Source organism: Geomicrobium halophilum (genome assembly GCF_014207655.1).
GTDB lineage: Bacteria > Bacillota > Bacilli > Bacillales > Marinococcaceae > Geomicrobium > Geomicrobium halophilum.
This window is the reverse complement of the sequence record NZ_JACHHJ010000001.1, coordinates 122,731-148,798: the sequence shown is the minus strand read 5'-3', so window position 1 is coordinate 148,798 and position 26,068 is coordinate 122,731. Positions and strand designations below refer to the sequence as shown.

At 43.6% G+C, this 26,068-nt stretch carries 25 protein-coding genes; 5 read left to right on the top strand and 20 right to left on the bottom strand.

The genetic code is table 11. The features are described from left to right. Positions 1-782 precede the first annotated feature (782 nt). Positions 783-1,880 carry an FAD-dependent oxidoreductase gene (locus tag HNR44_RS00735; RefSeq protein ID WP_184402222.1) on the top strand — a complete coding sequence of 366 codons (1,098 nt, stop codon included), beginning with the start codon at positions 783-785 and terminating at the stop codon, positions 1,878-1,880. 149 nt (positions 1,881-2,029) lie between these two features. On the opposite strand, the gene HNR44_RS00730 is transcribed toward HNR44_RS00735, so the two are convergent. The 4 genes from HNR44_RS00730 to HNR44_RS00715 form a co-directional block, all read right to left on the bottom strand. After that, on the bottom strand, positions 2,030-2,461 hold the full coding sequence (locus HNR44_RS00730) for a DUF2383 domain-containing protein (RefSeq protein ID WP_184402221.1): 432 nt from the start codon (positions 2,459-2,461) through the stop codon (positions 2,030-2,032). A gap of 599 nt (positions 2,462-3,060) precedes the next feature. Next, positions 3,061-3,294, bottom strand: coding sequence for a DUF378 domain-containing protein (locus HNR44_RS00725; RefSeq protein WP_184402220.1), 234 nt, complete (start codon positions 3,292-3,294; stop codon positions 3,061-3,063). Positions 3,295-3,389: 95 nt separating this feature from the next. Then, the gene (uvsE, locus tag HNR44_RS00720) at positions 3,390-4,355 is read right to left on the bottom strand and encodes a UV DNA damage repair endonuclease UvsE (RefSeq protein WP_184402219.1); all 966 of its coding nucleotides are present in this window, start codon (positions 4,353-4,355) and stop codon (positions 3,390-3,392) included. 270 nt (positions 4,356-4,625) lie between these two features. After that, positions 4,626-5,030, bottom strand: a complete 405-nt coding sequence (locus HNR44_RS00715; RefSeq protein ID WP_184402218.1) for a YugN family protein — start codon at positions 5,028-5,030, stop codon at positions 4,626-4,628. 213 nt (positions 5,031-5,243) lie between these two features. Here HNR44_RS00715 and HNR44_RS00710 point away from each other — a divergent pair, with 213 nt between their 5' ends. The 4 genes from HNR44_RS00710 to HNR44_RS00695 all read left to right on the top strand — a co-directional run bounded on the left by HNR44_RS00710 (position 5,244) and on the right by HNR44_RS00695 (position 7,271). Beyond that, positions 5,244-5,507, top strand: coding sequence for a spore morphogenesis/germination protein YwcE (locus tag HNR44_RS00710; RefSeq protein ID WP_184402217.1), 264 nt, complete (start codon positions 5,244-5,246; stop codon positions 5,505-5,507). Between the two features lie 89 nt (positions 5,508-5,596). Continuing rightward, positions 5,597-5,854, top strand: coding sequence for a transcriptional regulator SplA domain-containing protein (locus HNR44_RS00705; protein ID WP_184402216.1), 258 nt, complete (start codon positions 5,597-5,599; stop codon positions 5,852-5,854). After that, positions 5,847-6,875: a spore photoproduct lyase gene (gene splB, locus HNR44_RS00700; RefSeq protein WP_184402215.1), complete on the top strand. Its 1,029-nt coding sequence runs from the start codon at positions 5,847-5,849 to the stop codon at positions 6,873-6,875. Before HNR44_RS00705 ends, splB begins: the two co-directional genes overlap by 8 nt. 39 nt (positions 6,876-6,914) lie before the next feature. Then, the gene (locus HNR44_RS00695; RefSeq protein ID WP_184402214.1) at positions 6,915-7,271 is read left to right on the top strand and encodes a carboxymuconolactone decarboxylase family protein; all 357 of its coding nucleotides are present in this window, start codon (positions 6,915-6,917) and stop codon (positions 7,269-7,271) included. A 597-nt stretch (positions 7,272-7,868) separates the two neighbouring features. On the opposite strand, the gene HNR44_RS00690 is transcribed toward HNR44_RS00695, so the two are convergent. The 16 genes from HNR44_RS00690 to ystJ all read right to left on the bottom strand — a co-directional run bounded on the left by HNR44_RS00690 (position 7,869) and on the right by ystJ (position 25,930). Beyond that, positions 7,869-9,740, bottom strand: coding sequence for a cytochrome c oxidase subunit I (locus tag HNR44_RS00690; protein ID WP_343069314.1), 1,872 nt, complete (start codon positions 9,738-9,740; stop codon positions 7,869-7,871). 148 nt (positions 9,741-9,888) lie between these two features. Next, positions 9,889-10,086, bottom strand: a complete 198-nt coding sequence (locus HNR44_RS00685) for a hypothetical protein (protein WP_184402213.1) — start codon at positions 10,084-10,086, stop codon at positions 9,889-9,891. 347 nt (positions 10,087-10,433) lie between these two features. Continuing rightward, complete coding sequence (locus HNR44_RS00680) at positions 10,434-10,997, bottom strand: glycerol-3-phosphate responsive antiterminator (RefSeq protein ID WP_184403489.1); 564 nt, start codon at positions 10,995-10,997, stop codon at positions 10,434-10,436. Then, positions 10,997-12,652: a glycerol-3-phosphate dehydrogenase/oxidase gene (locus tag HNR44_RS00675; RefSeq protein WP_184402212.1), complete on the bottom strand. Its 1,656-nt coding sequence runs from the start codon at positions 12,650-12,652 to the stop codon at positions 10,997-10,999. Before HNR44_RS00675 ends, HNR44_RS00680 begins: the two co-directional genes overlap by 1 nt. Before the next feature lie 177 nt (positions 12,653-12,829). Then, positions 12,830-14,329: a glycerol kinase GlpK gene (gene glpK, locus HNR44_RS00670; protein WP_184402211.1), complete on the bottom strand. Its 1,500-nt coding sequence runs from the start codon at positions 14,327-14,329 to the stop codon at positions 12,830-12,832. Positions 14,330-14,357: 28 nt separating this feature from the next. After that, positions 14,358-15,065, bottom strand: a complete 708-nt coding sequence (locus HNR44_RS00665) for an MIP/aquaporin family protein (protein ID WP_184402210.1) — start codon at positions 15,063-15,065, stop codon at positions 14,358-14,360. 254 nt (positions 15,066-15,319) lie between these two features. Beyond that, a complete protein-coding gene (gene tatA / locus HNR44_RS00660; protein WP_184402209.1) occupies positions 15,320-15,541 on the bottom strand; it encodes a twin-arginine translocase TatA/TatE family subunit in 222 nt (73 codons plus the stop codon). A 280-nt stretch (positions 15,542-15,821) separates the two neighbouring features. Beyond that, a complete protein-coding gene (mdh, locus tag HNR44_RS00655) occupies positions 15,822-16,766 on the bottom strand; it encodes a malate dehydrogenase (RefSeq protein ID WP_184402208.1) in 945 nt (314 codons plus the stop codon). Between the two features lie 21 nt (positions 16,767-16,787). Next, positions 16,788-18,053: an NADP-dependent isocitrate dehydrogenase gene (icd, locus tag HNR44_RS00650; protein WP_184402207.1), complete on the bottom strand. Its 1,266-nt coding sequence runs from the start codon at positions 18,051-18,053 to the stop codon at positions 16,788-16,790. A 19-nt stretch (positions 18,054-18,072) separates the two neighbouring features. Then, positions 18,073-19,191 (bottom strand): citrate synthase, encoded by a 1,119-nt coding sequence (gene citZ, locus HNR44_RS00645; protein ID WP_184402206.1) that lies wholly within the window; start codon positions 19,189-19,191, stop codon positions 18,073-18,075. A 415-nt stretch (positions 19,192-19,606) separates the two neighbouring features. Beyond that, entirely contained in the window at positions 19,607-20,002 is a 396-nt protein-coding gene (locus HNR44_RS00640) for an FxsA family protein (RefSeq protein WP_246406886.1), read from the bottom strand. A gap of 21 nt (positions 20,003-20,023) precedes the next feature. Continuing rightward, a complete protein-coding gene (gene pyk, locus HNR44_RS00635) occupies positions 20,024-21,778 on the bottom strand; it encodes a pyruvate kinase (protein WP_184402205.1) in 1,755 nt (584 codons plus the stop codon). Positions 21,779-21,797: 19 nt separating this feature from the next. Beyond that, the gene (pfkA, locus tag HNR44_RS00630) at positions 21,798-22,757 is read right to left on the bottom strand and encodes a 6-phosphofructokinase (protein ID WP_184402204.1); all 960 of its coding nucleotides are present in this window, start codon (positions 22,755-22,757) and stop codon (positions 21,798-21,800) included. 23 nt (positions 22,758-22,780) lie between these two features. Next, positions 22,781-23,734 (bottom strand): acetyl-CoA carboxylase carboxyl transferase subunit alpha, encoded by a 954-nt coding sequence (accA, locus tag HNR44_RS00625; RefSeq protein WP_184402203.1) that lies wholly within the window; start codon positions 23,732-23,734, stop codon positions 22,781-22,783. Further along, the gene (accD, locus tag HNR44_RS00620; RefSeq protein ID WP_184402202.1) at positions 23,731-24,606 is read right to left on the bottom strand and encodes an acetyl-CoA carboxylase, carboxyltransferase subunit beta; all 876 of its coding nucleotides are present in this window, start codon (positions 24,604-24,606) and stop codon (positions 23,731-23,733) included. Before accD ends, accA begins: the two co-directional genes overlap by 4 nt. A gap of 85 nt (positions 24,607-24,691) precedes the next feature. Continuing rightward, complete coding sequence (gene ystJ / locus HNR44_RS00615; RefSeq protein ID WP_184402201.1) at positions 24,692-25,930, bottom strand: NADP-dependent malic enzyme; 1,239 nt, start codon at positions 25,928-25,930, stop codon at positions 24,692-24,694. Positions 25,931-26,068: the final 138 nt, after the last annotated feature.

Genomic DNA, 26,068 nt, shown 5'->3' with positions numbered 1-26,068 from the left:
AAACGATTGAAGTGATGAAACAATTTCTCGAGGGCCTCAAGGAAATCATTTTATCCTTGGGTTTTAACATATGTATCATTATAGACGAATATGGAGAAGTGAAGGTCTTGCCACCAGGGGGCTCATTTATGCATTCCTGTTTATCTGGGAAAGGTCTATTTGTACGTGGTAAAAAAGCGAGCATATATCCTAACACTCAGATATTCATTCCTATCAACTTTCTTCTAAACAGTGCTTGGATTATAACATTTACCGAATAATATATCTTCATGTTCTCTTATTATTCTCCCTCATCGTTCTTTATCGAACAATAAAGCGAAATGAAAATAGAGATGTTTTTGATCGTATCCCTTTTTCGATACGTTTTTTACTCGAAAGGACGCGACACTATTCTTAGGGATTGGGGAGTTACATTAGGCTGGCCGTTATCATGCTCATGATCCTGGTTGTAGGTTGCTATTATGTTTACACTGCTGACCTGGGGTAATTGGTATCACCGTTTTACTGCAGGTGATAGTCCAATATGGAAAGACGAAGGGAATTTATACTCTCTACTGCCCCATAGTGATTTTGGACAGACGAAAAGGTTCATTAAATGAGTCTATTGTAGAATAAGTTATTCAAAAAGATTCAAATATGGTGTGAAGGAGAATGGGCATGCGGGTAGGAATTATCGGAGCGGGGATAGGTGGACTTACACGGCTCAAGCACTTTGTGCTCAAAATATAGAAGTTGTCCTTTTCGATCAAGACCCATCACCTTTAAAAACGGGTGGTTATCGGTTGCATCTTAGTGAGGAAGCTCTTAAAGCTATTCATAAGGGACTTCCAAGTAAATTTATACAAGCGCTAAAGGCAAGTGGTACAGGGCCAGAATCATTCCAACAGTTTTCAATTCTTGACCACCGAGGAAAGACTAAGTTTCATTTTCGTCAAACAGATGAAGAAGACCTCCTTATGATCGGCAGGCTTCCCTTACGTAAAATCTTAGCTGCAGAGTTAGAAGGCATCATTCGTTGGGGGGCTAAATTTTCTTACTATGAAAATTTAGAATCAGGTGTCGTGATCCACTTTTCAAATGCAAAAAGCGAAGAGGTAGATATCTTAGTTGGTGCGGATGGCGTACATTCTTCAGTAGCCCGCCAGTTATTAGGACGGGAAACTGCACAGACTGCTGGGGTAACCGCTATTGCGGGAAAAACAATGTTAACTGAACATGTCAGATCTGTTCTTTATTCTGATTTATTCAAGGGACCTTCATTTGCAATTGGACCAGGTGGGATAGGAATGTTTCTAACTTTACATGACCCTAAATCTACTGGGGATGATAACGCATTGATAAAGTCGTTAGATGCAATAGAGGAACCTTATGTCATTTGGTCTGTAGGTGCAGCTGATGATAAATTTCATACCACTTCTAAAGAGTTGGATTCAAAGCAGCTAGAAATTGAAGCTATCCAATTAATAAGAAAATGGGATATAAGGTTTCTAGACTTGATTAAGGGTTCGGTTAGTGAAGAGACAGCATCCTTTCACTTTTGGTTTCCAAGTCATTTATCTCCTTGGGAGAATAAAAGAATAACACTTATAGGAGATGCTGTTCATCCGATGCCACCTACTGGAGGGTTAGGTGCTAGTACAGCCATCATTGATGCGGTAAACTTAGCGGCTCAGCTCTTACAAAATGATCGTTCTACTATTGCACTTCAGAAATATCAATCTTTCATGCTTGAATATGCTCCTCGAGCAGTTGAAGAAGCACGTCCCCCTCTTGTATGGCAACGAAGATTTGCAAATGTTTTTGTCCGAAAGCTAGCAATGTCCGTTTGTTTACCTCTAGCACGTCGATTTATATCATTCAAACAACGAAAGGGGAAGTAAGGGCGATTGTTATTAACGTTTACTCCCATGATCCTTTTTAACAGAAAAAAGCTGATCATGAGTTGATGTTTAAGCCGGAGGGGGGAAGCAAACCGAAGGAGTTTACTACATTAAGGGGCTTTCATAAAAAAGGATGACCTTCATTTCATTTAATGCAATAATTGTCTCAGTTCTTCAGCGTGCTTGCGGTTCGTATCAATAACTTCCTCGACCATTCGTTTACTCTTTGGGTCTAGATCACCTTTGACAACCTCTTCTGCATAGTGAACGCCGTAGTTATCTGTTCCTTTTAAAGCTTCTTCAATCATTTCTCTTGTATTATCGGGTACCATCTTATTGTGCATAAAGGTGTGCATTCTTCCAGATACACCTTCATTGTCGGCAGGAACCCCCTCTAAATTTTGTATTCGTTCTGCTACCTTTTGGGCATTTTGCTTAACCTCTTGTTGCATAGATTGAAACTTTTTCTTTAACTCAGCATCATCTACCTTTTGAATATAGTGTTCAAGAGAATGTACCCCCATATATGTACCTCTTAATAACGTATTTAATTCCTCAACAACAATTTCTTCATTTTTCATATAAACACTCCTTCTCTATTACCGCAGATAATGGCTTGCATGCCCATTGGGAACATTATATCTGGTTCGTCGATGCCCTATAAGTGCGTGTCAAAAAGGAAGACAAAAAGAGCCGAAAAGTTTTAGAAAATGTTAACTTACCCCAAAATGGCGAGTCTAGATTTTCTTATTCTCGGGATGCAAGGAAGCCCGTCTCGAGCATCCTGCTTGCACCACGAAAGCATCCCTCTCACGAAGGAAAAGGAGGGTTCTTTTCCGAGGAGCGAAGCGCCAGCTGGCTGCTGCTTCGTAAGCGTTCCTTCGTGAGATGAAAAAGCGGTTTTCTTTTTCGAGGATACGTTTTTTGTACGTGCGACGCGCCGAAGGTACTAGTGCCAGCGTGTCACTGAAAGTGACAACGCTGGCCTCCTTCACCCCGCAAGCTGACGCAGAAATTTGGCGGCCCTAGCATCCTCTTCCTCGAAACATCCTCGAACGAAGAAAAAGTGATGTTCTTTTTCGAGGAAGTTTTCCCGGAATTTTTGAACATCCTCTATAATAGATTCTTCATCGTGAGTAAAGCCCAACCGTCAGTAGACCATTGGATTTACTCCGTTATGCTATGGAGTCGGCTGGGGGTTATCATCACCCTCCAGGTCTGAAGAAGGCTTAAGAAGCAAGGTTATAGCATACAATCCACTGATGCCAACAAGTCCATAAATGATTCTTGCTAATACGGATTCTTGACCACCGAAAATTGTCGCTACCAAATCAAATTGTAAAAATCCAATAAACCCCCAGTTAATAGCTCCAATAATAACGAGAACTAAGGCTGTGCGCTGTATTGCACTCATTAAGATTACACCCCCTTTGTGAGATATTCGTATAATCCACGTTCAATGAAGAAATTATGCATATGTATCTTTAAAAAGAGTAAACCCAGGACGGTTTATTTCAAGAGAAAGGAAGAGCCATCAATGATGTCAACGTCTTCTCTTTTTTTAACGTCTTCCATTACTTTGAAGAGTGCTTCATCCTTTCTTTTGGCCTCAATCATACAGTCAATTTGCGGTACGCTTCCCTTGATCTCTTTTAAAAATCTGAAAAACATGGCAGTGTCGATATCATCCGCATGATGACGAAAGGCATTTGCACTTTTAGGACTTGATATGTGCATTTTGATTGGTAAAGGCGAATTTTCCCAGGTTTGCACGACTCGATCCCAGCTGTCGCTCCAATTTGCATGGCGATGATGGGCAAGGTGATGATGGTAATCGAATACGAGCGGTATCCCAAGCTTTTCACATAAGTAAAGGGTATCGTCCAAAGTAAATGAAGTATCGTCATTTTCAAGCATAATCATCTTTTGAATTGATGTTGGAACGAGCATCCAATTATCGATAAATCGCTCCAATGACTTTTCTTTGTCCTTATAGTTTCCACCAACATGCATCACACAACGATGAATCGGGTCAATACCCATGGCCCGTAATAACAAAAGATGCAAGTGTAACGTCTTTATGGACTGTTTGACCGTTTGTTTATTTGGAGAGTTTATAACGACAAAGTGGTCAGGATGAAAATCCATTCGCATTTCTTGTTTTTTGGCATAATCTCCTACCTCACCTAGGGCCCCACGTAAGGGGTTCATATAATTCCAATCGAGAAGCTCTTCATGGTTAGCTAGCGGGATTAAACGAGAGGTTAAACGATAAAAATGAATCTCAGAAGCCGCATTATGCTTGAGTATCCTCAGTGTCGTTTGGATATTTGAATGAGCAATGCGTTCCAATTTGCGAATGGCAGCATTCCGATCGCTGATCTTCTGAAATTGGGCATACGTCATCGCTTTTGATGGGGATGCGTTCGTTAATTCCATACTCATAGCAACATAACCGAGACGTACCATGGTCATCCTTTCCACCTCTATTCCGTCCATCTTTTCAGCAGTTAAAATCTTTTGCACGATCCTGCAGTAAGAGGCTGTCCGTAAGCTTTTATTGAACGGACCCCTTTTTTGGGTGTATCGTTTTTATTGTTACGAACGGGCGTAACCCGTGATGGTCAATGCAGAGCCGAGCACAGTTGAATGAAACCTTCTGGTATGTGGTTCATACGCCCTCCCTACATCGATTCATCTTAACCAATCATCCTCAATATCGCTCAACCGGAAAGGTCAGAGTGCTCAAGTTAAAAGTGCTTGTTCCAGCTCACGAACGAGCTTCGTCCCTTCCTGCACATCGTTTTCTTCAACATAGGCGTCTTTTTCTTCTGGTGAGGAAAATTGATTCCATAAAGCGCTATACGCCGTGTTGGCCTCATGGTCAATGCCTGCTTCATATCTGTGGGCTAACAGAAACGGTGTTCCCAAAACGACCGTTGCATTTTCACTTCCAATGTCCCCATCTGTTGCGAAAAAAGGAATACGTAAAAATTGATACCCTTTATGGTCCTCGGCCATTTTATAATCCATATAACCATGGTCGTATTCCCAACCACCCCCCGTATCATAGCCAAGAGGTTTCAACTTACGCTCTAATTGTTGAATCGGCATTTCTAACCCATTGATTCGTGATTGTAATTCATACATAACAACATGGCCCCCTTCGAGAAATACACCGCTCCTTTAAAAAGTGGCAGTATTACTCTCCCTCGAATAAATCCATTCATGCAAAGAATATCAAGAAATAGGTTCACCTCTGTATACATCCAAATCTTTCTAAAAAACAGGATTACTGGAAACATACCAAAGTGTGTTTAGTCTCGCTCTGAATTGACATCATAGTACTATAAGGAGGTTGCAATGGACATTTTCTTTTTATATTTATTCATTGCCAGCGCCACACCGGTCTTTATGTGGATCGAAAAACGTTGGCTAGCCATAGTGAGTCTGCCCTTTTTGATCGTGATGTGGATAATGTCTGGATTTTATGTGATGGATATGCTCACACCCATGACCCATGCCATCTTCATGATTATTGTGACGTTTAATGTACTTGTGGCTCACGTAGCCGCGTTTATCCTTTATGTACGACCAGAATGGTGGAAACGGTACGCAACGGATTGAGATCGTTCATGAAGGTTCCAGTCATTTTAGCTAGTGGAGCTCGTACACCATGCTCATCCTTAAATACAACAAGAAAGCTAGGTGAAAACATGGATCTAAACGAATCTTTCCATCCAGGCGAGATTGTTTATGTGATTATTCGTAATCCCCATGCCCAAGATGTAGCCAATGTTCAAGAGGCAGCTGTAGTTGAAAACCCTGAAAACCCGGAAAAGTTATCTCTTTTTTTATATGAGACCTATTATCCGTTCACCGAAGAGGTGGCTGTGTATCGTACATCTCATGAAGCAGAGAGGGCTTATCGGGATGCCTTCGGTGGAACAGAGTTCGAGGAATACTATGGTTAAACCATTTGTCCCCGAACTTGTATATGTTGAACCTCGAGCTATGGAATACCCACTGGCTAAGGAATTAACGTCCAAATTCGAAAACATGGGCATTGAAATCAGGGAAACGACATCTCATAACCAAGTGCGGAATATTCCGGGCGATAATCATTTTCAGAGATACCGCAACGCGAAATCAACATTGGTGTTGGGGATTCGAAAAACGCTTAAATTCGATACGTCCAAGCCTTCAGCAGAATACGCGATTCCCTTTGTAACAGGATGTATGGGTCACTGCCATTATTGCTACTTGCAAACCACGATGGGCGATAAACCCTACATCCGAACGTATGTGAATCTCGATGATATCTTTGCATCCGCTGACCATTACATCAACGATCGGGCGCCGGAACCGACGCGATTTGAGGCGTCCTGTACCTCTGATATTGTGGGGGTAGATCATTTAACGCACACGTTAAAACGGGCAATTGAGTATTTTGGTCAATCGGAACATGGAAAACTTCGGTTTGTGACGAAATTTGCCCACGTCGATCACCTGCTCGATGCGAATCATAATGGCCGGACACGCTTTCGCTTTAGCATTAATAACAACCATATTATCAAATACTTTGAACCAGGAACATCCAAGCTCCAGGATCGTATTCAGGCCGCCGTTAAGGTAGCAGAGGCTGGTTATCCTTTAGGTTTTATTATTGCGCCGATTTATTTACATGAAGGATGGAGAGAAGGCTATCAAGAAATGATGGAGAAATTGGAACAAGCATTGCCAGCATTTGCGAAGAAAGATTTAACGTTTGAAATGATTCAACATCGGTTTACCAAGCCGGCCAAACGGGTGATTCAAAAGAACTACCCGATGACCAAGCTCGAACTGGATGAATCCAAGCGTAAATGGAAATGGGGCCGCTACGGCATTGGTAAGTATATTTATACCGATCAAGAGCAGGAGGACATCAAGGATACCCTTGGACATTTTATTGAAACGTATTTTCCAGAAGCTAGGCTCGAGTATTTCACCTGATCGTTTGAAGTTTTTAGTCTATAAAAAGGAAGTGTTAGGATGGATCACCAAAAAGGACACGCTATCGAAGAGCAGCTCATGCAATACAAAGAGGGTATTGGCAAGTATCGGGAAAGGATGCCTGAACTTGTTCACGCCTATCATACATTTACAGACATTTGTTTCCAGGAAGGCGATGTCCCTCAGAAGTATAAACAATTGGCGGGTTTGGCCATTAGTGTTCATGCCCAAGACGAATATTGCATCATCTACCACACTAAAGGGTGCCTGGATCAAGGATGTACGAAAGAAGAAATTTCTGAGATCATCGGCGTAGCAACAGCAATGGGTGGAGGTGCAGCCTTGAGTCAAGGGGCAACACTTGTTCAAGCATGTATCGATCAGTTTATGGAGTAGAAAAACTGCTGTTCTTTCTAATCACTTAGGAAGAATGGCTTTTTTCATCCTTAATAATCGTGACAGAATGATCCATATAGGAGGTTCCAGGCATACAATAATGACACGAAACACTTATTCCCCAGTACCTTCTCAACAACTGCTCGGTCAAAGATGAAGGACAGAATCCCCAAGCAATTCTCCGTACGTACCCAAATATTATTGAAAACGAGTCTCTATAAGACGTCCCCTCCAAGACATCATCCTACTTACAGCTCCGAGATGATGACAGGTCAAGGCTTACAAAAGGGCAAAAAATCGCTCACGGAGCGGAGCGAGGCGCCAGCTGGCTGCCTCGTAAGCGTTCCTTCGCACGATGAAAAAGCGGTTTTCTTTTTTCGAGGATACGTTTTGGGTACATGCGACGCGCTGGAGGCGCTAGTGCCAGCTTGTCACTGAAAGTGAAAACGCTGGCCTCCTTCACCCCGCAAGCTGACGCAGAAATTCGACGGCTCTAGCATCCTCTTCCTCGAATCCTCCTCGCACGAAGAAAAGGTGATGTTCTTTTTCGAGGAAGTTTTCCCGGACTTTTTGAACATCCTCTTGTATGCGTTTATCTCATTCGCTTAAATGCTTTTCCATATCTTCGACATCTTCTTTTGAGATATGATACCCATGATCATCTTTAATGGAACGTACAGCCATTGAACCAAAGGTGAGAAGGCCTCCGATAGTAATGTAGATATAAGGGGACACGAAGACGTCCAAATGAAAACTGATAAAGCCGAAACCTGCTATAAACAGCCCCAAACTAATCAAGAACGGGATAATCGTTCCATTTGGCATGTGGATCTCATCCATCGGTTCTGCCGGCTTCATCTTACTCACACCATGAACCTTCTCATAAAATAAAGGATCAAGGGATCGGACCTGAGGAGTTTGAGCAAAATTGTACTCCGGAATAGGCGTATGTATGGACCATTCCAGTGTCCGCCCGTCCCATGGATCACTTTCAGCCCTTTTACCTTTATAAGCTGAGAAGATGATGTTGATCATTAAGAGAATGAATGCCCCCAACATGAGAAAAGCACCAATGGATGAAATGAAATTCATGGTACTCAGCCCCTCGCCTTCTAAAAACGTATATACCCTTCGTTGCATGCCCATCAATCCGAGGAGGTGTTGGATAAAGAAGGTAAGGTGGAACCCAATATAGAAAAAGACAAATGTAATGATCCCAAGCGTTTCATTCAATTTATGGCCAAACATTTTGGGGTACCAATAGAATAACCCTGCCAATAACCCGAGAACAATCCCGCCAACAATAATATAGTGAAAGTGGGCAACGACAAAATACGTATCATGGTAAAGGGAAGTCACCGGAGCCATCGCTGTCATCACGCCGGTCACACCTCCAAGGACAAACGTGGGTACAAAGGAAGCTGCAAATAACATAGCTGTATTAAACGTTAGCTTCCCCCCCCACATAGTAAACAGCCAGTTAAAAATCTTGATCCCCGTTGGAATCGCAATGGCCATCGATGTAAGCGCGAAAACCGTGTTCGAAATGGGACCTAAACCGACGGTGAACATGTGGTGGGCCCAAACCATAAATCCTAAAAAACCAATGATAATGACTGCAAATACCATTGCTGTATATCCGAAGAGTCGTTTTCTTGAGAAAGCAGGAATGACCTCCGATATGATTCCAAAAGCAGGGAGGACCAGAATGTATACTTCCGGGTGACCAAAAATCCAGAAAATATGCTGCCATATGACAACATTTCCACCTTCTCCCGTTATAAAGAACTGACCATCAAATATTCGGTCCAGCATTAAGAGAGCAAGGCCAGCGGCAAGAGGTGTGAAAGCAAATACGACAAGAATGGATGTAACGAGCGTCGTCCAGGTAAATAAGGGTATACGCATCATGCTCATGCCCGGCGCACGCATATTAATAATCGTTACGATAAAGTTAATGGCAGATACGAGGGTACCAATGCCGGAAACCTGCAGACCAAGCACGTAGAAGTCAATACCAACGCCCCCAAAACCCCTGCTGGCAAGCGGAACATAGGAGGTCCATCCGGCGTCCGGCGCTCCCCCGAAAAACCAACTCAGACTAAGAAGAACCCCCCCAAAGAAAAAGAGCCAGAACCCCAGGGCATTTACAAACGGGAATGCCACATCGCGTGCACCAATTTGCAGCGGTATGACAAAGTTCATAAATCCAAAAGAAATGGGTACGACGGCAAGGAATAACATGAGCGTACCGTGCATGGTCACAAGCTCATTATAGGTTTGTCCACTTAGAAACGTCATGGCCGGAGCTATGAGCTGGATTCTCATCAATACAGCGAGTAATCCTGCCTTCAGTAAGAATAGGGTACCTGTAATCAAATATAAAATGGCAATTTTTTTATGATCGACGGTCGTCAGCCAGTCCCAAAGGACGTTTTTTTGACGTGTTGATGGACCTTCATATATCACGTTCGTTTACCCCCTATATTTAGTCACGGTTGCTTTTAAGTATTTTTGGAGAATGACTATGTATGATTCATTCCTTATTGCTTTCATGGTGTATTGTTCGTTTAAACATGATTTGTTATTTTTCCTAACATATCCTCGGCGCGTTGATTTACTCTGCAGTGGCTAATTTTTTCAGGTAAGGTACGCCCAATGCATTAAGGAAGGATAGACCGATGATCAAGAATATGGGAATCGAGACATCGAATACATCGATGTAAAGTTCTCCTGAATACAGGTAATAAAACAGAAAATAGCCGCCAATTAATGCCGAATATCTCTTTACTAATATCGCTAGTGTTAGCATCACCTTGATCCCCCTAGAAACATGTCTATAGAGATATTGTCCAAGATTCATACGTTTTATTCAGATGAATATCATTGATGGAAAGAAGAAAATCGGAAAACTGCCGTGAAATCAACGTGTTGGGTGAAGGGATGAGCGTCTACCAGAGGGATCCATAAACACGATCGAAGAGGAAATATCAGAATGTTGATGGAAATGAAGACGAAGGTTAGTTCCCAATCGTCTGTATAGGTATGGATTGCTTGTACACGCCATTTGAAGTTTCTCAAGACTTATCTTATCGTTGCGATTCGTAGCCATTACATAAAAGCAGCCCCGAGTCCACTTTTTGACTCGAGGCTGCTTACAAATTACATATTCCAAAGGTCACGCCGCGACGTCGTGACCGCTTGCGCCCCACCCTTTAATGCTTTTCTAACGTCATCTTCCGTTTCGATTAAGCCTCCGGCAATGACGTCTATTCCTGTTTCTTCTTGGACCTTATGAATATAAGAAGGGATGATGCCTGGAAGCAATTCGATCACATCAGGCTCCACGGTTCGCGCGAGTTGGAAACTCGTGTGCAATGCGAGTGTATCTAACAAAAATAGCCGTTGAATCGCCATGATATGATTTTTCTTGGCAATTCGAAGCATATCCGAACGTGTGGAAATAATACCGGCAGGTTTAATCGTCTGACAGAGGAACTCCGCAGCATATCGGTCACTTCTTAATCCTTGAATGAGATCCGCATGCAAGATCATTCTTTTATTTACTTCTTTGGCTAGCTTTCTCATCCTTGCTAGTTGAGAAATATGGACTTCCAGCACCACAAAGAATTCTTCATTTCTTTTCAAAATACGCTCAAAGTCCTTCATATCTTTAACAGCCGGAATAACTTCTTGTCCTTGAAACACGCAAAAACCCCTTATCATTAGAATTTTGTAAGTGTATGGATTTCCCACGTGTTTTCAATTTCAGTGTTGTGTCTTTCTTTTTCTTCCGTTGACCAATTCAGCTTTGCTGCCATCGCTTCAACAATCGCATCTTTATTTTCCCTGGCAGCATCAATATCAAACAATAGATACGAAGTGCGGCGTAGTAAGAAATCAACAGGTGTTAGCGCCATCTCATGCTCTAACGCGTAACGCAATGATGCCCATACTGCTCTTGGAAGCTGAAAATCATCTGCCTCTTTATCTTCGAGGTACATGAATACCTGTGAAACGTTCGAGCCGTAACGTTCGACCAGTTCCCGTGATGTTTTCTCATCTAAACCAAGTTTTACGCCTGCATGAGTGAAAGTCTCGTTAAAAGAAGATAGTTCCTGTGATCCCCCAACATCGCCGCCGGAAATAACAAGGTTCTTCGTTTGGCATGATGGATATTCTGTCCATGTTTCCGCTGATAACTCATCCGCTACCATTGAAACGATGGAATCAGCCATTTTCCGATATCCAGTTAATTTTCCTCCAGCAATCGTGATCAAGCCGCTTTCGGAATGAAAGATTTCATCTTTGCGGGATATGTTGGTAGTGTCTTTGCCCTCCTCGTGAATGAGCGGACGCAAACCTGACCAGCTAGACTCCACATCATCTGCGGCAATATGATAACCCGGAAACATTGCATTCGCAGCTTTTATAATATAATCAACATCTTCACTTGTCACTCCTGGTTCACGCTGATCACCTTCATAATCGGTTTCAGTCGTCCCTACATAAACCTTTTCCCCGCGTGGAATTGCAAACATCATGCGTCCATCCTTAAATGGTGTATCAAAATAAACCGCTTGTTGCAGTGGTAAACGTCTATTGGAAAGAACCAAGTGAACCCCTTTGGATAAGTGAATCGTTTTGCCTTTTTTCGAACGATCCTGCTCCCGTAAGTGATCCACCCAAGGGCCTGTGGCGTTCACAACTTTTTTCGCGTAAATCTTAATAGCTTCACCAGTCATTAAATCACGGGCAACGACACCAATCACATGATTATTGTCGTAAATAAACGACTCTGCTTTTACATAGTTAGCGAGATGAGCCCCTTTATCTGCTGCTGTTTTTGCGATTTCCAACGTTAAGCGGGCATCATCTGTGCGATATTCAACGTACATCCCTGCCCCACGAAGGCGATTATCAGCTAGAATCGGCTCTTGTTTCTTTGCATCTTTTACACTCATCATTGTGCGCCGTTCTGCTTTTTTGACGCCAGCTAAGCGATCATAGACCGCTAAACCGATTGAAGTCGTTAGTGAGCCAAATGTCCCCCCTTTATAAAAAGGAAGCATCATGCGCATCGGTGTAGTCACATGGGGAGCATTTTCATATACAATGGCTCTTTCCTTCCCAACTTCTGCCACCATTTTCACTTCAAAATTTTTCAGGTACCGTAACCCGCCATGCACGAGTTTGGTGGAACGGCTCGACGTCCCAGCGGCAAAATCTTGCATCTCTATAAGTCCTGTTTGTATTCCTCGAGTTTGGGCATCAAGAGCAGTTCCTGCACCTGTGATCCCCCCCCCTATAATTAACAAATCGAGGTTTGTCTCCCTCATATTCTCAATTGCGACATTTCTTGATGAAGCTGAAAAACTCATGTCATTCCTCCTGGATGCTTCGTCTTCATTATTCAATAAAAAAGGACCACAGCTACTTCAAACAGACGTTTCCTACATCTTTTTGAATGCTGTGATCCTCTCATCGACTCAGATCATTATTTATTAACTTAACTCTAGTATACGGCAAATCTTATATCAGGTAAAGAGAGACGACTTTTACTCTGGTTTAAACACCATTGTTGCCTCAACGGCTTTTTTCCAACCATTATATAAACTTTCCCGTTCTTTTTCTTCCATTTCTGGTTCGAATGATTGTTTGACGTTCCATTTCTCCGCAATCTCTTCTTTATGATTCCAGACCCCAACGGCCAAGCCAGCCAAATAAGCGGCCCCGAGAGCCGTAGTCTCATTAACCATTGGACGTTCAACTGGTGCATGGAGAAGATCACTCTGGAATTGCATGAGGAAACGGTTTTCAACAGCGCCACCGTCTACACGCAATTTCTTCGATGGGATACCTGCATCCTTTTCCATCGCTTTCATCACATCTTTCGTTTGATAAGCCAATGACTCAAGTGTCGCACGGACAATATGCTCTTTTTCAGTTCCCCTTGTAAGGCCAAATATGGCCCCCCTTGCGGTACTATCCCAATAAGGAGTACCTAATCCGACGAAAGCAGGCACAACATACACCCCTTCAGATGATGTTACCCGCCTCGCGAATTCCTCGCTATGCGATGATTGCTCAATCATATGAATACCATCGCGCAGCCATTGAATAGCCGAGCCCGCTACGAAGATACTTCCTTCCAGTGCATATTCTACTTTTCCATCAATACCCCAAGCGATCGTTGTTAATAATCCATTTTCGGAGGTAACCGCATGTTCTCCAGTGTTCATTAAGATGAAGCAACCTGTTCCATACGTGTTCTTAACCATCCCTTCTTCAAAGCAAGCCTGACCAAATAAGGCAGCTTGCTGATCCCCAGCCACCCCGGCAATGGGGGTTTTCACACCGAAGAAATGATATTCAACCGTTTCTGCATAAATCTCTGAAGAAGATTTCACTTCCGGCAGCATTTCTTTTGGTACACCTAAAATATCAAGAAGTTCTTGGTCCCATTCCAACTCATGGATATTAAACATAAGCGTACGGCTGGCATTCGTATAATCCGTCACATGTGCCGTTCTGCCGCTTAACTTCCAAATCAACCAAGTATCTATCGTGCCAAACAATAAATCCCCATTCTCCGCTTTTTCCCTCGCTCCCTCGACATTATCCAAAATCCACTTCACTTTGCTTCCTGAAAAATAAGGGTCAATTAAGAGGCCGGTTTTCTGTCTAAATGTTTCAGTGTAACCTTGATCTTTCAGTTGATCGCAAATCGGTTCCGTTTGCCGAGATTGCCACACAAGTGCGTTGTAAATCGGTCTACCTGTATATTTATCCCAAACAATGGTTGTTTCACGTTGATTGGTAATCCCAATTCCTGCGATTTCCTCTGGACTAATTTCAACTTCCGTAAAAAGCCCGGCAATGACGGCAAGCACCGACCCCCAGATTTCATTGGCATCATGTTCAACCCACCCCGGTTTAGGGAAGTGCTGGGTGAACTCTCTTTGCACCGTATGAACAATTTTTCCTTCCCCATCGAAAAGAATCGCTCTCGTGCTCGTCGTACCTTGATCAATGGCCAATATATGTGTTTTCGTCATATTTACACCCTCCCAATCATTTACATATCTAACCTAAAAGTAGTGCATACAAAACAGCGCCAAGAACACCACCAACGATGGGGCCGAGAATCGGAACCCAAGCGTACTCCCAATTTGAAGGGCCTTTCCCATGAATCGGAAGCAAAAAATGCGCAAGACGCGGGCCAAAATCACGTGCCGGGTTAATGGCATATCCTGTTGTTCCTCCGAGCGACAAACCGATGGCGACAATCAAGACCCCAGTTGCAATCGGATCCAATCCATCTGTAAATGTATTTGCCCCAATTCCAAGCAGTCCAAACAATAAAGCAGCAGTGCCGATCACTTCACTCAAAAAATTGGACGGATAATGCTTGATGGCCGGATCCGTTGCAAATGTCCCCAATTTTGCTCCCTGATCCTGTGTCTCTTTCCAATGCGGCAGGTAATGAAAATAGACAATGACCGCACCAGTAAATGCCCCGGCGACTTGCCCGATAATATATGCGGGCACTTGCGCCCATGGAAAATCACCAATAGCTGCAAACCCCAGCGTTACAGCTGGATTAATATGCCCTTCACTGATTGTACCGGAAACATAAACACCAAGTGCAACAGCAAATCCCCACCCAAAAGAAATCGCTAGCCAGCCCATTCCTTCAGACTTCGTATGTTTTAATACGTTTCCACCTACGACCCCCGCTCCAAATAAGATCAGAATCATCGTGCCAATAAATTCGGCTAACATTTCATACATATGAATGCTCCCTTCCTTAGACACTCTGCCAGTTCTCATTAGCCATAAAAAAGGAACAACTTTTTACAGGTTGGTATCTTACACAAACCCATAAAAAGCTGTTCCTCATGTACTCATCAGCTTAATGATTAACTTTGTTTTTATTATATAGAGTATATGAAAATTTGTAAACCCTTACATTGAATTTATAAAACAAAAAAACCAACGCCTGTAAGCGCCGGTTATTTATGAATCAACATAAGTATGTTGAACGGTTATGACTGTTTCTGAGACTCAGGAGTGGTCGTTTCCTCGCTTATTTCTTTATTCTCTGATGTGGGTTCATCTTCCATCATTTGCGTTGTGGATTTCTTGAACTCCGTTAAAGTCTTTCCGAACGCACTTCCGATTTCTGGTAACTTCTTCGGACCGAAAATCAAAAGTGCCAACAATAGAATGAGGATGAGACTCGGGATCCCTATATTAAATGGACTCATGGGGGGTTCCTCCTTTTTGCACTACAAATATTTAAAATCAACAAGCGGATGTTTCCTCGTCTTTAAGCTTTAGTATGACCCATAGGCAATAGACTATACATTTATTATCTTTATCATACCATACTCACCTGGGGTTGGACATTCCTATTGTTCTCCCCTTAGGGATAGCTTATTCAATTTTTTTGTTAGATCAATCATCGTTTTTGCCAAGTTCCAGGGGGAGAGATGCCATACCTATAATCAAAAAGCTGAACGCGTGTAGGACGCGTTCAGCTTTTAATTAATTTTGCGGCAGCAATTTCATAACACTTTTTACGGAATCTACAGATGTAGACAGATCACTTTTCTCATCCTCTGTCAAATCAAGTTCAATGACTTTCTCAATCCCATCTCCGCCAAGAATGGTAGGGACGCCTACATAAATATCATTGTAGCCGTATTCGCCTTCGAGATAAGCAATCGTAGGAAGAATTCGTTTTTTATCTTTTACAATTGCTTCGACCATCTGTGTTAAAGCGGCCGCTGGTGCATAATAGGCGCTGCCGTTACCGAGCAATGAAACGATTTCGCCCCCGCCTTTTCGTGTACGTTCAACGATTGAATCAATCCGATCTTGAGACAATAGTTTTGTTAGTGGAACGCCTCCGACGCTTGAATAACGGATCAACGGTACCATATCGTCACCATGACCACCGAGGACAAAACCTTGGACATCCTCAACAGAAACCTGCAACTCTTGAGCTACAAATGCACGGAAACGTGCCGTATCTAATACGCCTGATTGTCCGATGACGCGATTTTTCGGTAATCCAGACGCTTGATAAACCGCATAAGTCATCGCATCAGCAGGATTTGTAAGAACGATGATGTAGGTGTCCGGTGAATATTTTACAATTTGTTCTGTCACGGACTTCATAATCCCCGCGTTTGTATTGACGAGATCATCACGGCTCATTCCAGGCTTTCTGGCAATGCCTGCCGTTATAACAACGACATCCGAATCTTTTGTATCACTATAATCGGCTGTACCAACTACATTTACGTCTGAACCTTCGACAGGGGTTGCTTCCAGCATGTCAAGGGCTTTTCCTTGTACAGGTCCTTCCTGGTCAGGAATATCAACGAGTACAACATCTGCAAGTTCTTTTTGAGCGACCATTAGTGCTGTTGTTGCGCCCGTAAATCCCCCACCAATCACAGATACTTTTCTACGTTTAATAGCCATTCATCTGCCTCCTAGAATTTCTTACATGTTCTTGATGAGTTCATCAGCGAATCCGGAGCATTTTACTTCTTGGGAATTGTCCATGAGACGTGCAAAATCATACGTTACAACTTTGCTTCCGATGGTAGCATCCATGGATTGAGTAATTAGTTCAGCCGCTTCATGCCACCCGAGGTGACGAAGCAAAAGCTCTCCGGAAAGAATAAGAGATGATGGATTCACTTTGTCTTGTCCTGCATATTTAGGAGCTGTTCCATGCGTTGCTTCGAAAATGGCATGTCCAGTATCATAATTAATGTTCGCGCCAGGGGCGATTCCGATCCCGCCAACTTGGGCAGCTAGGGCATCCGAAATATAGTCCCCGTTTAAGTTCATTGTAGCGACCACTTCATGTTCTTTTGGACGGGTGAGAATTTGCTGAAGGAAAATATCAGCAATCGAATCTTTCACGATAATTTTACCCGCGGCTTCAGCTTCGTCTTGAGCTTTGTTCGCTGCTTCCTTACCCTCTTTTTCGACGATTTCATCGTATTGATGCCAGGTAAACACTTTATCGCCGAATTCACGGTGGGCAAGGTCATAGCCCCAAGCCTTGAACGAGCCTTCTGTAAATTTCATGATGTTTCCTTTGTGAACAAGTGTTACGCTTTTTCGATTTTCATTAATGGCATACTGAATCGCAGAGCGAACGAGACGCTCCGTTCCTTCTTTTGAAATAGGCTTAATGCCAATTCCAGATGTTTCCGGGAAGCGGATATTTTCGGATCCCATTTCATTTTGAATGAAGTCAATCACTTTCTTCGCTTCATCTGTTCCTTCCTGGAACTCGATACCAGCATAAATGTCTTCAGTATTCTCACGGAAAATGGCCATGTCGACTTCTTCAGGGCGTTTAACCGGGGAAGGCACCCCTGTATAATGACGTACTGGGCGTAGACACGTATAAAGATCAAGCTTTTGACGAAGCGCCACGTTAAGGGAGCGAATGCCGCCGCCAATAGGGGTAGTAAGCGGCCCTTTAATGGCAATTAAGTATTCACGAATTGTTTCTAACGACTCATCAGGCAGCCATTCTCCTGTTTTGTCGTAAGACTTACCTCCAACAAGAATTTCTTTCCAATCGATCTTTTTCTTGCCGTCATAAGCTTTTTCTACCGCTGCATCAATCACACGAGAAGCAGCTGCCCAAATGTCAGGGCCCGTGCCATCTCCTTCAATATAAGGAATCACAGGGTTATCCGGTACGTTCAATGCTCCGTTGTTTACAGTAATCTTGTTAGACATCATCAATTCCTCCTAGATAAAATTAGTCACGGTCGTTGAGTGGAATATACTTTTGTGTATTCGGGCCAACATATTCAGCACGCGGACGAATCAGGCGATTGTCTGCATATTGTTCCAAAATATGTGCGTTCCAACCTGACACTCGGCTCACAGCAAAAATCGGAGTAAATAGATCATGATCAATCCCTAGGCTGTGATAGACGGATGCTGAATAGAAATCTACATTTGGCGGTAATCCCTTTTCCTTGGTCACTTTTTCTTCGACAGCAACGGAAATATCATACCATTTCGTTTCACCTGTAATGTTTGTTAACTTGTAGGACATATCACGAAGATGTTTAGCTCGCGGATCTCCACTCTTGTAGACTCGGTGTCCAAATCCCATGATTTTTTCTTTTTTGTCGAACATTTTTTGGATATACTCGTCAACATTGCTGACTTCCCCGATCTCACTTAACATTGCCATTACGCGTTCATTTGCACCGCCGTGCAGTGGCCCTTTTAAGGCGCCGATAGCAGATGTAATTCCTGAATAGAAATCAGAAAGCGTTGCTACACAAACACGTGCTGTAAATGTAGATGCATTTAACTCATGGTCAGCATGCAACACGAGCGCTTTATTAATCGCATCAATTTCCGTATCCTTTGGTTCTTCCCCATTTAGCATGTAAAGGAAGTTAGCGGCGAAACTTAAGCCTTCTTTCGGCTCAACCGGTTCTTTACCGTTGCGAATTCTTGCAAAGCCGGTGACAATCGTTGCGATTTTTGCCTGCAGCCGTAAAGCAATTCGTTTAGCTGTATCGGCATCCACTTCATTGGCTTCATGATCATAAAGACCAAGTTGGGAAATCGCTGTTCTCAACGCAGCCATGGGATGAACATCAGCAATCGGATACAATTTCATGTAATCAAAAATCTCATTTGGTACTGTCATATTTTTGATTAAGTTTGTAGAAAATTCCTCAAGCTCTGCCTTGTTCGGGAGTTTACTATTCCATAGCAGATAAACAACTTCTTCAAAAGATGAATAATTGGCAAGATCATCAATTTGATAACCCTGATAGGTGAGGACATCATCAATAATTGAACTCACACTCGATGTCGTAGCAACTACACCTTCTAAGCCTCGAGTATTACTCATTACAACCTCTCCTTTTCAACAGCGAATCCGTTGACAAGGTTTTTTTGTGTAAACCTTGTGCTCCTTAAAAAGTATCTACTGACTGTAACGGCCTGTCCCAATTTCAGGGACAAACTTCTGTAGCTGTTATGACCGAAATTAACCGTGCTGTCAAAGGGGAATGCCGGAACTTTCCACTACCCTACCCGTCACTTGTGAAAAGCATTCAATCATCCAAGAGTCACAATGCTCAACGGTTTTCCGGTTTTTTCAACATCTTCTATTATAAACATTTTTTTAGCTTTTGTGAACGAATACCTATATTTCTTTTCTTTAAAATACTGGTAATCACCTGTTTTACAGGCATGAATGGTAAATGATAAGGATCCATGATATTTTGTCTCTTGCGTCGCTATATTCGCGGATCTCCACCGATCTAACGGCGGATGATCATGATGTTTTTATTGATCAAAACTTTATTGAAAAAATAACGAACAAATCCTTTAATGTACGTTCGCGTAAACGGTAAAATTAATAGAAACCCAATAACGTCAGAAATAAAACCCGGAGCCACGAGTAAAAAGCCGCCAAACAGAATACATATTCCATCAAGCGCAACCCCTGTAGGTGTTTGCCGGTTCTGCAATTGTAGCTGCAAGACTTGCCACGTTTGTCTCCCTTCTCTTCTCGTTAACCAAACACCAATCACACTTGTAAGCAGCATGAGGAGCATAGTTGGCCAGAAGCCAATGGCTCTTCCGACCAACCAAATAACTGCAATCTCAATAATCGGGACAGCGAGCAAGAGTAATACGAGTAATCTTGCCAACATTTCGCCCTCCTCTTCTCATTTCTAAAGGACGCTGGCATGTCCTTTATAGATATCACCACGTGAGCTATCTACCGTTACTTCTTCCCCATCTTCAAAGAGTTCAATCGCGTTCTCTACTCCAACAACGACAGGGATACCAAGTGTCAAACCGACAACAGCGGCATGACAAGTCAATCCACCTTCTTCAGTAATGACCGCTGATGCTTGTTCAAATGCATCCATCATATCCTTATCTGTGCTAGGAGCAACCAAAATATCTCCAGCTTTCATCTTATCATCTGCCTCTTGAGCAGAGTGAGCAACCACTACATTCCCAGATGCTGTGGCCCTTCCAATCCCTTGTCCTTTAGCGGCTACTTCTCCAATGACATGAACCTTCATAATGTTTGTTGTTCCAGATTCACCTACAGGTACACCTGCTGTAATGACAACAAGATCACCGTGTTCCGTTTCGCCGCTTTTTAGTGCCTCACTTACAGTGATATCGAACATCTCATCTGTCGTTGAGGCTTTATCTCCCAAAAGTGGAAGCACGCCCCACACAAGGTTCAAGCGCCTGAGCACTCGTATATCACTTGTAACAGCAATGATTTTTGATTTAGGGCGATATTTGGAGACAAGGCGAGCGGTATACCCGCTTTCAGTCGCTGAAAGAATTGCAGAGGTATTTAAGCTTAAAGCAGTTCGGGAGACGGATTGGCTAATCGAATTGGTAATCGTCGTTCGACTTTCCCGCGTACGATTATTTAGCATTTCCTCATAGTTTAACGCCGATTCTGCCTTCAATGCAATCCGGCTCATTGTCTTAACGGCTTCATCCGGGTAATCTCCGGCAGCTGTCTCTCCCGATAGCATAATGGCATCTGTGCCATCAAAGATGGCATTGGCCACATCGCTTGCTTCTGCTCGTGTCGGGCGTGGATTACGTGTCATCGATTCCAGCATTTGTGTGGCTGTAATCACCGGTTTTGCAAGCGTATTGCTATGGCCAATGAGTGTCTTTTGGACAAGAGGCACTTCTTCGGGCGGGATTTCAACACCCAAATCGCCTCTTGCGACCATTAACCCATCGGATACTTCCAGAATTTCCGCGATATTCTCGACCCCTTCTTCATTTTCGATTTTAGGGATAATTTGAATATCACCAGCATCATGGGCTTCCAGCAATTCCCGAATTTCAAATACATCTGACGCCCTGCGAACGAAAGATGCTGCGATAAAATCGATATCTTCTTCAATACCAAAACGAATATCCGCAGCGTCTTTATCCGTCATCCCCGGCAGGTTCACCTTTACTTTCGGCAGGTTGACGCCTTTTTTATTTTTCAGCTTGCCATCATTCATCACCGTCGTTAAAACATCTTTGCCTTTAATAGATTCCACTTGTAAACCGATTAACCCATCATCAAGCAGGATGACATTTCCAGGCTCCAAATCGTTTGCTAGGTCTTGGTATGTAACGCCAATTCGCTCTTCATTGCCAAGCATATCTTCTCCAGTAACCCTTAGAGACGCTCCCTTACGTAATTCTATTTCTCCATTTTCCATTTCATATGTGCGGATCTCAGGGCCCTTCGTATCGAGTAGGATGGACACTTCTTTCCCCGATTCAGCGGCTGCTTCACGTATGGACTGGATCCTCGCCCGGTGTTCATCATGATCTCCATGGGAAAAATTTAGGCGAGCCACGTTCATGCCTGCATCAATCAATTTTGTGAGCGTCTCTTTGTCCTCCGAAGCTGGCCCAATGGTAGCAACGATTTTTGTTTTTCTCATGATTGACCTCCTCTGAGAGTTATATTGACAGTTCTTGAGACAAATGGTACATGGTTTCATCAACACGGTGTGGTTCTTGTAGTGCTTCATCAATCGGTTTATGGATAATTTGGTTATTTACAATTCCGACCATCCGCCCGGCATTCCCATCAATTAACAATTCCACCGCTCGCGCAGCAAGGCGACTAGCAAGAACACGATCAAAAGCCGTAGGGGATCCTCCTCGCTGAATGTGCCCGAGGACCGTGACCCTTGTTTCAAAACCTGTCTTTTCCTGAACCTCGCGGCCGAATTCGACCCCGTTTGCAGCTCCTTCTGCTACAATGATAATACTATGCTTTTTCCCTCGCTTACTTCCTCTTTTGAGTCGGTGAACGATATCTTCCATATCATGAGGCTGCTCAGGGATGAGAATCGTTTCCGCACCATCTGCAAGACCAGACCAGAGGGCAAGATCACCCGCATCCCGTCCCATTACTTCTATCACGTATGTCCTTTCATGGGAAGTCGCTGTGTCACGTATTTTATCGATGGCATCGATGACTGTATTCAAGGCAGTGTCAAATCCAATTGTAAATTCAGTGCCCGGTACGTCATTATCAATCGTCCCCGGAACGCCAATGGTTGGATACCCCAGTTTCGTTAGCTCTTGAGCTCCCCGAAAAGAACCGTCTCCGCCAACAACGATAAGTGCTTCAATACCAGCTGCCTCCAAATTCTCCACAGCTTTCGCTTGTCCTTCCTTTGTCTTGAATTCCTCACACCTAGCCGTGTAAAGCTTCGTACCCCCGCGATGGATGATATCACCTACATCACCAATTTCCAAAGGATGAATATCATTCCCAAGGAGCCCGGCGTAGCCGTAGTTAATCCCCCAAACCCGCAAGTCATGATAAATCGCTTTTCGCACAACCGCACGAATCGCCGCATTCATTCCCGGAGAGTCGCCCCCGCTTGTTAAGATACCTATGTTTTTCATATGGTGATCCCTCCACATCCCGCTTATATTTCTAGATTGCCGATAGCATTATACTTCTTAAAACGCTGTTGTTTTAATTCCTCTGCTGTTAAACGTTCAAGCGTTTTAAGGCTGCTTTCAAGCGTTTGGTCAATAAATCCAGCCTGTTTTTCTATATCATAATGAGCGCCCCCGCGAATTTCCGGGATAACCCCGTCAATAATACCTAATTCGTTCAAGTCAGGTGCAGTAATGCGCATCGTCTCAGCAGCATGCTTAGCTTGGGAAGCATCTTTCCAAAGAATAGCAGCCGCCCCTTCCGGAGAAATGACAGAGTACGTCGAGTTCTCAAGCATGTACATATGGTTACAAAGGCCAAGAGCAAGCGCACCACCACTCCCGCCCTCTCCAATAACAACGCCTATAGACGGTACACGAAAACTTGCCATTTCCAATAAGTTACGGGCAATCGCTTCACTTTGACCCCGTTCTTCCGCCGCTTTCCCAGGAAATGCTCCTTTCGTATCAATCAAACAAATGATAGGGCGCCCAAATTTATCCGCCTGCTTCATTAAACGTAAAGCTTTTCTGTATCCTTCCGGATGAGGACTTCCAAAGCTCCGGCGAATATTTTCTTTCGTATTTCGCCCTCTTTGATGACCAATGACTGTCACCGGTCGCCCTTTATAATTTGCAATCCCGCCGACGATGGCTTCGTCATCCCCGTACAGACGATCTCCGTGGAGTTCAATAAAATCGGTGAACAAGTAATCAATATAATCTAATGTTGTTGGACGTTCAGCATGCCGGGCGATTTGCACACGTTCCCACGGATTTAATTGATCGTAAATTTGTTCCTCTAACTCTTGCAGACGCGTCTCAAGATGGGTGATTTCTTCTTCAAGATTGATATCCTTTTCCTCTGTAAAATTCTTCAATTCATTAATTTTATTTTGCAGTTCTACTACTGGTTTTTCGAAAGGGAGGTTTTGGCTCATCGTTGGCCTCCTTCCTCATCCGGTGTACGGGCATGCATTTTTAGAACCTTAATAAGCGTAGCTTTTAACTCCGAGCGGTGAATGACACGATCCAGCTGTCCATGCTTTAATAGAAATTCTGCAGTCTGGAAATCATCAGGGAGTTCTTCCCGAATCGTTTGTTCAATAATCCTTCTCCCAGCAAAACCAATCAGGGCTCCCGGTTCTGCAAAATTATAATCTCCGAGGGATGCAAAGCTCGCCGACACCCCGCCCGTAGTTGGGTGGGTCATGATCGAGATAAATGGAACCCTCGCTTCATCTAATCGTTCCAAAGCAACACTTGTTTTCGCCATTTGCATAAGACTGATCACACCTTCTTGCATCCGCGCCCCACCCGAAGCACTAAATAAGATCAGGGGTGCTCTCTTTTCCTCAGCCTGCAAAATAGCCTTTGATATTTTCTCCCCAACGACAGCCCCCATACTTCCCATCCGAAAACGGGCGTCCATCACTCCGAGAACGACTGGATAACCTTCGATCTCCCCTTCACCCGTCACAACCGCTTCATTTAAACCGGTTTTCTGTTGGTCTCGGTTCAGCTTTTCCTCATACTCAGGAAAATCTAAAGGGTTGCCTGAGAACATAGCCGCATCCATTTCCTTGAATGTACCGAAGTCAACGATACTTTGAATACGCTCGTGGGCCGTCATACGAAAATGATGTCCACATTCAGAACAAACGTTTAACTGCTTCTTCAGCTCACGGGAATACACGATGGTCTTACAGTTGGGACATTTTGTCATGACTCCCTCGTTCATCTTCGTTGGCTGCGTACGTTCTGAAGGAATTGTTGCATACTTCCTTTTTTTGGAAAACAAGTCCCTAAACAAAATCCTCACCTCTTTTTTCACAAAACGTGGCATCTATCCCTTGAAAAAGCGATCGCCTTCACCGACGATCGCTATCGAGCGATGTTTATTCTTCTTCAATTAAAGCTTCTCTACGTGTACGCTCAGCAATTTCAGCGGGGTCGGCATTTTTTCGGGCCACGCCCGTTTCCATCGCCGTTTTCGCCACTGCGGCTGCCACTGCAGGGGCTACTCGCGGATCGAACGGAGCGGGGATGACGTAATCGGCGGACCTCTCCTCGTCAGCAATCAGGTCTGCAATCGCGTACACGGCCGCCCGTTTCATTTCTTCATTAATATGTGTAGCATTGACATCGAGCGCCCCCCTGAAGATTCCCGGAAAGGCAAGCACATTATTAACCTGATTTGGAAAATCTGAACGTCCAGTTCCGATCACACTTGCGCCGACTGCCTTGGCATCTTCAGGCATAATTTCCGGAACTGGGTTTGCCATTGCGAAAATAATCGGATTATCACTCATAGACGCAACCATTTCTTTGGTCAAAGCTCCTTCTACAGAAACCCCGATAAAGACATCGGCTCCTTCGATCACTTCCGATAATGACCCCTCTTTTTTCGCAAGGTTGGTGACTTTTGCTACGTTTTCCTTAACATCGTTCATCCCAGTTTGTCTTCCTTCATAAATAGCACCACGGGTATCACACATAATCATTTCGCGTACACCCATGCTCTTTAGAAGTTTAATAATCGCAATCCCCGCAGCGCCTGCACCATTTAAAACGACTTTAATATCAGAAAGGTTTTTACCTGTTTCCTTCAAAGCGTTGATCAGTCCGGCGAGGGTAACAATTGCCGTGCCATGTTGATCATCGTGGAACACAGGGATGTTCGTCTCTTTCTTCAAACGTTCTTCAATGATGAAGCAATGCGGGGCAGCGATATCTTCAAGGTTCACCCCGCCAAATGATGGCTCCATTAATTTAACGGTTTCAATGATTTTCTCGTTATCAGATGTATCTAAACAAATGGGGAATGCATCAACACCAGCGAAAGATTTAAATAGAACCGCCTTCCCTTCCATAACAGGTAAAGATGCATCTGCCCCTATGTTGCCTAATCCTAACACAGCGCTCCCATTTGATACGACAGCCACCATATTACTTTTCATTGTATAGTCAAATACTTTTTGGGGATCATCAAAAATTTCTTTACATGGTTCAGCAACCCCGGGTGAATAAGCCAGACTGAGATCACGAGTATTCCGAACTGGAATTTTTGCTTTAGATTCTAGTTTCCCTTTTTTAAGTCTATGGAGATGTAACGCTTCTTCTCGTGTAGTAGCCAATATGTCCACGCTCCTTTTGATTCAATCCATGGTTTGTGCAGTTTCCAGTTCGTTTTCAACTATCAAGATCGTTTGTACTTTCTGATAGTATAACAAAGACGACCAAGCCATTCACCCTTTTTCGTCTCAGATTCACAA